Below are 7,427 nucleotides of genomic sequence, written 5' to 3'. Positions count from 1 at the left end.
CGCTCGGACCATTCCTTGAGCGTCACGAAAAAGAACGCGCCGTACGTCGTGTTCACGCCGCTGAGCATGTTGTAGCCGGCTACGGTGGCGGTGTATTTGATGCCCGGCGTGTTCTTCAGCACCTGCTCGATCTGCGTGCAGACCGCGTCGGTGCGGTCGAGCGAAGAGCCATCCGGCAGAACCGCTCCGGCATAAAAGTAACCCTGGTCTTCGTCGGGCAGGAAGCTCATGGGCACGGCCTTGCCGAGCATGACCACGCCGACGACAAAGCCGATGAGCAGCACGATCGCGACGAAAGATTTGCGCAAGAGGAAGTCGCACACGCCCACGTAGTGATGCGTCGCGCGGCCGAAGACGCGATTGAACCAGTCGAAGAACTTTTGCAGCAATCCGGTGCCCTTCTTTTTCGGGCGGAGGAGCAGCGCGGAGAGCGCGGGCGATAGGGTAAGCGCATTGAAGGCCGAGATGCACACCGACACGGCGATGGTCACGGCGAACTGCTGATATAATCGCCCGGTAATGCCCGGAATGAAGGCCGTGGGGATGAACACCGCGGAGAGAATGAGCGCAATGGCGATGACCGGGCCGCTCACTTCTTCCATCGCCTTGAAGGTCGCTTCCTTCGGCGACAAGCCGTGCTCGATGTGATGCTCCACCGCCTCCACGACGACGATGGCGTCATCGACCACCAGACCGATGGCCAGCACGAGTCCGAAGAGCGACAACGTATTCACGGTGAAGCCGAAGATCGGGAAAAGCGCGAACGTCGCAATGAGCGACACAGGCACGGCGAGCAGCGGAATGAGCGTCGCCCGCCAGCCCTGGAGGAAGATGAAGACCACGATGATGACGAGAATGATGGCCTCGAGCAGCGTGTGCTGGATCTCAACCATGCCCTCGGTGACCGCGAGCGTGGTGTCGAGCGAGACGGCGTAGTCGAGGTCCTGCGGGAAGCGCTGCGCCATTTCCTTCATCAGCTTCTTGGCCCCGGCGGCGGCGGCGATGGCGTTTGAACCGGGCATTTGATAGAGCGCGACCAGCGCGGCGGACTGTCCGTTCAAGCGGCTGCGCACGCTGTAGGTCTGCGCGCCAAGCTCGATGCGGGCGACGTCCTTCACCCGCAGCATCGAGCCATCCTTGTTCGCCCGTACGACGATTTGCCCAAACTCCTCCTCGCTCTGCAAGCGGCCCTGCGCGCGCACGGCATAGGTGAATTCCTGGCCTTTGGGAACGGGATCGCCGCCGATCTTGCCCGCGGGGTTGACCGTGTTCTGCGCCTGGATCGCCTGGACGATTTCCGGCACGGTCACGCCGAGTTTCGCCAGCGTGTCCGGCTTCACCCACAAGCGCATCGCGTATTGCCCCACACCGAAGACCGTGACGCTGGCGATGCCGGCGACGCGCGTGAATTGGTCGCTCAGGTTGATGTTCGCGTAGTTCGCAAGGAAGGTGGCGTCGTAGGTGCCCTTCGGCGAAAAGAGCGAGAACATGATGAGCGGCGCGGAGGTCGATTTCTGCACGGTCACGCCCGCCTTGTTCACGTCGCTCGGGAGCTGCGAACTCGCCTGGTTCGAGCGCATCTGCGAGAGGATCTGGTCGGTGTTCGGGTCGGTGGCGACGTCGAAGTTCACCGTGAGTTTCATACTCCCGTCGTTCGCATTGACGGAGTACATGTAGTTCATTTTGTCCACCCCGCTCATCTGCTGCTCGATGGGCGTCGCGACCGATTGCTCGATGGTCATGGCATCCGCCCCGGTGTAGGTGGCTTTCACCTGGATTTCGGGCGGGACGATGTTCGGGAACTGCGCGACCGGCAGGCTGAGATAGGAGACGATGCCGACGATCGTCATGAGGATCGCGATGACCATCGCGACGATGGGACGATTGATGAAGAAGCGGGCCATGATGTGCGGTGCTTACTTCGCTTCGGTCTTCGGTGGCGCGTCTGCCGGCTTCGTGGCCTCGGTTTTTGCGGCAGGCGCGGGCGGCGTCCACGGCTTGGGAATCACCGGCGCTCCGGCGCGCAGCTTTTGGTAGCCTTCCACGACCACCTTCTCGCCGGGCTTCAACCCCGACGCGATGGCCCATTCACTGCCGAAGCGCGGGCCCACGGTCACCGTGCGAATCTCCGCCTTGTTATCCGCGCCGACGACGCCGACCTGGTAGGTGCCCTGCAATTCCGCCACCGCGCGCTGCGGCACGACGATCGCCGCCGGGAGGTCCATCGCCTTGATGCGCGCTCGTGCAAATTGTCCGGGTCGTAAGAGTCCGTTGGGATTGTCCAGCAAAGCCGTGGCCAGAATCGTCCCGGTCGCCTGGTTCACCTGCCGGTCCAGCGAGAGCAGACGGCCCTTGTGCTCGAAGATCTCGCCGTTCGCGAGAATCACTTCGAAGAGTTCCTCGCGCTGCTCAAAGGGCTTGGCGAGGGCCTGCTCGATCTTCTCCGCGGATTCGAGATATTCCTGCTCGCTGATCGGGAAGAGCATCTTGATGGGATCGACGGTGGACACCGTGGTGAGCACGGCGTTGGTCCCCTGCCCCACGAGGTCGCCCACCTGCGCCATCGCATTGCCGGCGATGCCATTGACGGGGGAAATCACCTGGCAAAACTGGACGTTGAGCTGCGCTTCCTCGACGGTGGCCTGCAGCGCCTGGACCTTGGCGATGTTCGCCTCATTCTGTTGTGTCTTGTTGGTGAATTCCTGCTCGGAGATGACCTTGCGGGCGAACAGTTCCTTGTTCCGGTCGGCGTCGGACTGTGTAGCGAGCTGCACGGCCTTGCCCTGGACCAATTGGCTCTTCGCCTCGGCATAGGCGGCCTCGAAGGGACGCGCATCGATCTCGAAGAGCACGTCGCCTTTTTTCACCGTCCCGCCTTCCTGATAATCGCGTTTCAGCAAATAGCCGACGACCCGCGCGCGAATCTGCGCGTTTTCCGAGCCGTCGAGCGTGCCCACCCACTCGCGATAGACCGGGACGTCCTTGGCCGCGGCGGTGATGACGAGCACTTCCGGCGGAGCCGCCGGGCCGGCGTTGTGATCTTTCTTACAAGCCGCAAGCAGCAGCAAAGGCGCGAGCGCAGCAAAGACGGAAGGGTTTATTTTCATGACAAAGCGAGGAGATGCGGAGATTCCAATCGTGGCACTTCACCAGCCGGGCAGTCGCAGTATCACAACCGATGTGTGCGAGTTCATGAGCGGCATTAAGTCGTAAAACATCCCTGAAGGCGACGACTAAAACCGCTGACCACAACCTCGCTCCCACAAAGGCAGAGCGGCACACGTCTTGCCAATGGCGGCGCGGGGAGTGATGCTCGGGGCCGCTATGGATACGAAGCAATACGGCGCGCCAGCGCCCACCAATGAAACCCTGCGCCAATGGGTCGAGCAGGTCCGCACGATGGTCACTCCCGATCAAGTTTTCTGGGTCGATGGGTCCGAAGAAGAAAAGCAATTCCTGACCGAGCAGGCGGTCGCCCAAGGGATCCTGCTCAAGCTCAACCAGGAGAAATTGCCTGGCTGCTACTATCACCGTTCCAACCCGAACGACGTCGCCCGCGTGGAGCAGTGCACTTTTATCTGCACGCCAGCGAAGGACGAAGCCGGGCCGACGAACAATTGGGCGCCGCCGCGGGAGATGTACGAAAAGCTCTACGGCATGCTGCGCGGGGCGATGGTCGGGCGCACGATGTATGTCGTGCCTTATCTCATGGGGCCGCCCGGGTCGCCGCTGACCAAGGTTGGCGTCGAGATCACCGATTCCATCTACGTGGTACTCAACATGCGCATCATGTCGCGCATGGGAAAAATCGCGCTCGAGCAACTCGGTGCGAGCGATGACTTCAATCGTGGCATTCACAGCGTGCTCGATTGCCATCCCGACCGCCGCTTCATCGCCCATTTTCCGCAGGACAACACGATCATCAGCGTGGGCTCCGGCTACGGTGGCAACGTGCTCCTCGGAAAGAAGTGCCTGGCGCTGCGCATCGGCAGCTACCTGGGCCGCATGCAAGGCTGGATGGCCGAGCACATGCTCATCCTCTGCGTGGAGTCGCCGGACGGTGAGAAAACTTACGTGGCGGCGGCGTTCCCCAGCGCCTGCGGCAAAACGAATTTTGCAATGTTGATTCCGCCCAAGGTTTTCAACGGGTGGAAAATCACGACCATCGGCGACGACATCGCCTGGATGAAGCCGGGCGCGGACGGGCGGCTCTACGCGATCAATCCCGAGGCCGGCTACTTCGGCGTGGCGCCGGGAACGAATCGCAAATCGAACCCAAACGCGATGGACACCATCTCGCGCGACACGATCTATACGAACGTCGCCCTCACTCCCGAAGGCACCGTCTGGTGGGAAGGGCACGACGATCCGCCGCCCGAAGGCATGCTCGACTGGAAGGGCAACCCGTGGTCATCGGACTCCAAGGAAAAAGCCGCGCATCCCAACTCGCGCTTCACTTCGCCGATGACGAACAATCCGGCGCTTGCCCCCGAGGCACACGATCCCGCCGGGGTACCGATCAGCGCGATCATTTTCGGCGGACGCCGCGCCAGCACCATGCCGCTCATCTTCCAGAGCTTTAACTGGATTCACGGCGTGTATCTCGGCGCCACCATGGGTAGCGAGATGACGGCGGCCGCCGCCGGCACGCTCGGCCAGGTGCGCCGCGACCCGATGGCCATGCTCCCCTTCTGCGGCTACAACATGGGCGACTACTTCAACCACTGGCTGGGCATCCGCGATTCACTCACCGACCCGCCCCGCATTTTCCACGTGAATTGGTTCCGCAAGGATGCCGATGACAAATTCTTCTGGCCGGGCTTCGGGGAGAATTTCCGGGTGCTACGCTGGATCATCGACCGCACCAAAGGCCGTGCGCGCGCCAGCGAGACATCGATTGGCTGGATGCCACGCTACGAAGAGTTTGACTGGACGGGGCTCGACTACTCCCGCGAGAAGTTCATGCAGTGCATGAAGATCGATCCCGGGGAATGGCAGCGCGAGCTGATCTCGCAGACCGAGCTCTTTCTCCTGCTGCACGATCGCCTGCCGAAGGAACTGATCTTCCAGCGCGAGTTGCTGATCTCGCGGCTCTAGCGGCTAGTACCGGCGGTAATCCCAGTACGGATCGTGGAATTGCGGGTCGTCTTCGTACCAGAGCGGGGCGTTGCTCGGGCTGTACATCGCCGGCGTCGCCTGGAGATAACGCATCACTCCCTCGGCGACGCCCTGCTGCCGCAGCCGCGTCGCGTCGTTGGGACTCAGCTTGTAGGCGACATACGTGGGCCGCAGGTAATGGACGATGAAAGGCCCCGGCACGCCGCGGTGGGAGAGCTCGATGATATCGTCCAGCGTGAGTGGTTCGTGGTGCGCCATCTTGTCGGAGAGAGCCGCAGAGACGCCGTGGTCCTGAAGAAGATCGCGGTCGCGGGTACTGAGAGTGGCGCACCCGGTGAGCGCGAAGGTCAGCGTGAGGAGGGCAAGCAAGGGGCGGCTCATGCCGCACCGTACGGCACGCCACTTTTGGCAGCAAGCCGGGACACACCTGCCCGCACACTCGGGTTTTTCGCGATGTCGCCGCTGGCCGAAAGTGCTCGCCGGGGAACATTTTGCCTTTCATGCTCCCGGGGCTCAGGAGAGCTGCCACTTGGTCGAAATGCACGTGAAGGCCCGCACTTTTTCCCGCCAGATTTGCAACCCGCAGCCGGGAATTCCTTAGGAAAGGATCAAAGCAACTACTGTTATGCCTGACGAAATTCCCTCGGACGAAATGCACGGCCTGGACCCCGCGGAGCTGCTGGCGCGCGGGCTGCAGACCGCTCGAAGATCTTCCGTGGCCGGCGGCTGGACGCCGCCCACGGCGGAGAAGGTGGCCCGCCTATTGCCACAGTACGGCATCGAAAGTTTGATCGGCCGCGGGGGCATGGGCGCGGTCTACAAGGGGGTGCAACGCACGCTCGACCGCGCGGTGGCGATCAAGCTCCTGCCGGCGGAGGTCGCCGCCGACGCGCAGTTCGTCACGCGCTTTGAGCGCGAGGCGCGCACGCTCGCGAAGCTCCAGCATTCGCGCATCGTCACGATCCACGATTTCGGACGGACGAGCGAAGGGCATCTCTATTTCGTGATGGAATACATCGATGGGACCAACCTGCGCAGCATCCTGCGCGGGCCAGGGCTGGACCCGGAGCAAGCACTCGCCGTCGTCGGGCAATTGTGCGACGCACTGCAAGCCGCGCATCGCGCCGGCGTGATCCATCGGGACATCAAGCCGGAGAACGTGCTCGTCACCACCGACGGCTATGTGAAGCTCGCCGATTTCGGGCTGGCACGCCCCCCGCAGGAGGACGGGGAATCCGGGCTGACGCAGACCAATGTGGTGATGGGCACGCCCGACTACATGGCCCCGGAACAACGGGCCGGCGCGAACAAGGCGGACCATCGCTCGGACATCTTCGCGCTCGGCGTGATGTTCTATGAGATGCTCACGGGAGAGACCCCGCACGGGGTCTTCGACCCGCCCTCGCGCCGCATGCAGATCGACGTCCGCATCGACGACGTCGTCCTCAAGGCGCTCCAATCCGCGCCCGATCGCCGCTATCAAAAGGCGAGCGAGATGAAGACGGACGTGGAGCAAATCCAGAGCGGGCCACCGGCTCCCGCCGCGCCGGCTACCCCACCGCCGCAAGCCCCGGCCAAAGCAAAGGGCGCTCGCGGCATTATGATCGCCGCCGCCGCGCTCGGCGCCGTGCTCGTGGCGGGTGGCATCATCTTCTTCCTGAGCAGAAAAGGAGGCGAGGCCTCCCGGCACCAGTCAACTGAGTCGCTGCCGGGCACACCAGCTCCCAGCGAGGAAGTCGTAAAATCGCGACCTCCCGAAGACGCTCTCCACACGACGCAAAACCGGGACAACACGCCCTCGCCAGCCACACCAGCCCCCGCGATCCAGCAAGCAAAGCTCGAAACGCCGAAGCCGACAGTGGTGGCTATGGTCGTGCCCAAGATTGAAACGCCATCTGCGGCGAAACAGACGACCCCAGTGCCGGTCGCGACGGCGACCCCTGATCCCGATCGTACCCGGTTTGAAGAAGCGCTCGTTTCTCATGCGTGGTCGTGGAACGCCGGCACGAACAATGCCCGCGAAGCGGAGTTGACCTTCCGGCGGGACGGATCGGCTATATGCGCCGGTACGGCTGGCCAGTGGACGATCAGCGATCGCCGCAAAGTGGCGCTGTCGTTCAACGGCGCGAAGATTGGTCTCACCTTCGGTGAATCCGTGCAGAGCTTTTCCGCCATTTCGGAAGGACCACAGACCATTGTGATCACCGGTGCTGCCAAAGGGCCTGCGGCCAGCACTCCCACTGTCCCCCCCGTGGCACTTGCCCCGACTCCCAAAGTGGAAGCGACCCCCACCCCTCCGCCAAGCACCC

The 7,427-nt window shown here is 62.9% G+C and carries 5 protein-coding genes; 2 read left to right on the top strand and 3 right to left on the bottom strand.

What is annotated here, in order from left to right; all coding sequences use genetic code 11:
• Nucleotides 1-1,904, bottom strand: a 1,904-nt coding sequence (locus tag ABJF10_RS27660) for an efflux RND transporter permease subunit (RefSeq protein WP_348547855.1), incomplete at its 3' end; no start/stop codon positions are given.
• A gap of 12 nt (nt 1,905-1,916) precedes the next feature.
• Nucleotides 1,917-3,107 carry an efflux RND transporter periplasmic adaptor subunit gene (locus tag ABJF10_RS27655; RefSeq protein WP_348547854.1) on the bottom strand — a complete coding sequence of 397 codons (1,191 nt, stop codon included), beginning with the start codon at nt 3,105-3,107 and terminating at the stop codon, nt 1,917-1,919.
• A gap of 217 nt (nt 3,108-3,324) precedes the next feature.
• Here ABJF10_RS27655 and ABJF10_RS27650 point away from each other — a divergent pair, with 217 nt between their 5' ends.
• A complete protein-coding gene (locus ABJF10_RS27650; protein ID WP_348547853.1) occupies nt 3,325-5,097 on the top strand; it encodes a phosphoenolpyruvate carboxykinase (GTP) in 1,773 nt (590 codons plus the stop codon).
• 3 nt (nt 5,098-5,100) lie between these two features.
• Here the strand turns inward: ABJF10_RS27650 and ABJF10_RS27645 are convergent, their stop codons facing one another.
• Complete coding sequence (locus ABJF10_RS27645; RefSeq protein ID WP_348547852.1) at nt 5,101-5,499, bottom strand: hypothetical protein; 399 nt, start codon at nt 5,497-5,499, stop codon at nt 5,101-5,103.
• A gap of 244 nt (nt 5,500-5,743) precedes the next feature.
• Here ABJF10_RS27645 and ABJF10_RS27640 point away from each other — a divergent pair.
• Nucleotides 5,744-7,427 (top strand): protein kinase (locus tag ABJF10_RS27640; protein WP_348547851.1); only part of this gene is annotated, 1,684 nt, incomplete at its 3' end.

The sequence above is a fragment of the Chthoniobacter sp. genome, from assembly GCF_040003245.1.
Taxonomy (GTDB): Bacteria; Verrucomicrobiota; Verrucomicrobiia; order Chthoniobacterales; family Chthoniobacteraceae; genus Chthoniobacter.
Note: the sequence above shows the minus strand (reverse complement) of the source record. Positions and strands in the feature narration are given on the sequence as shown.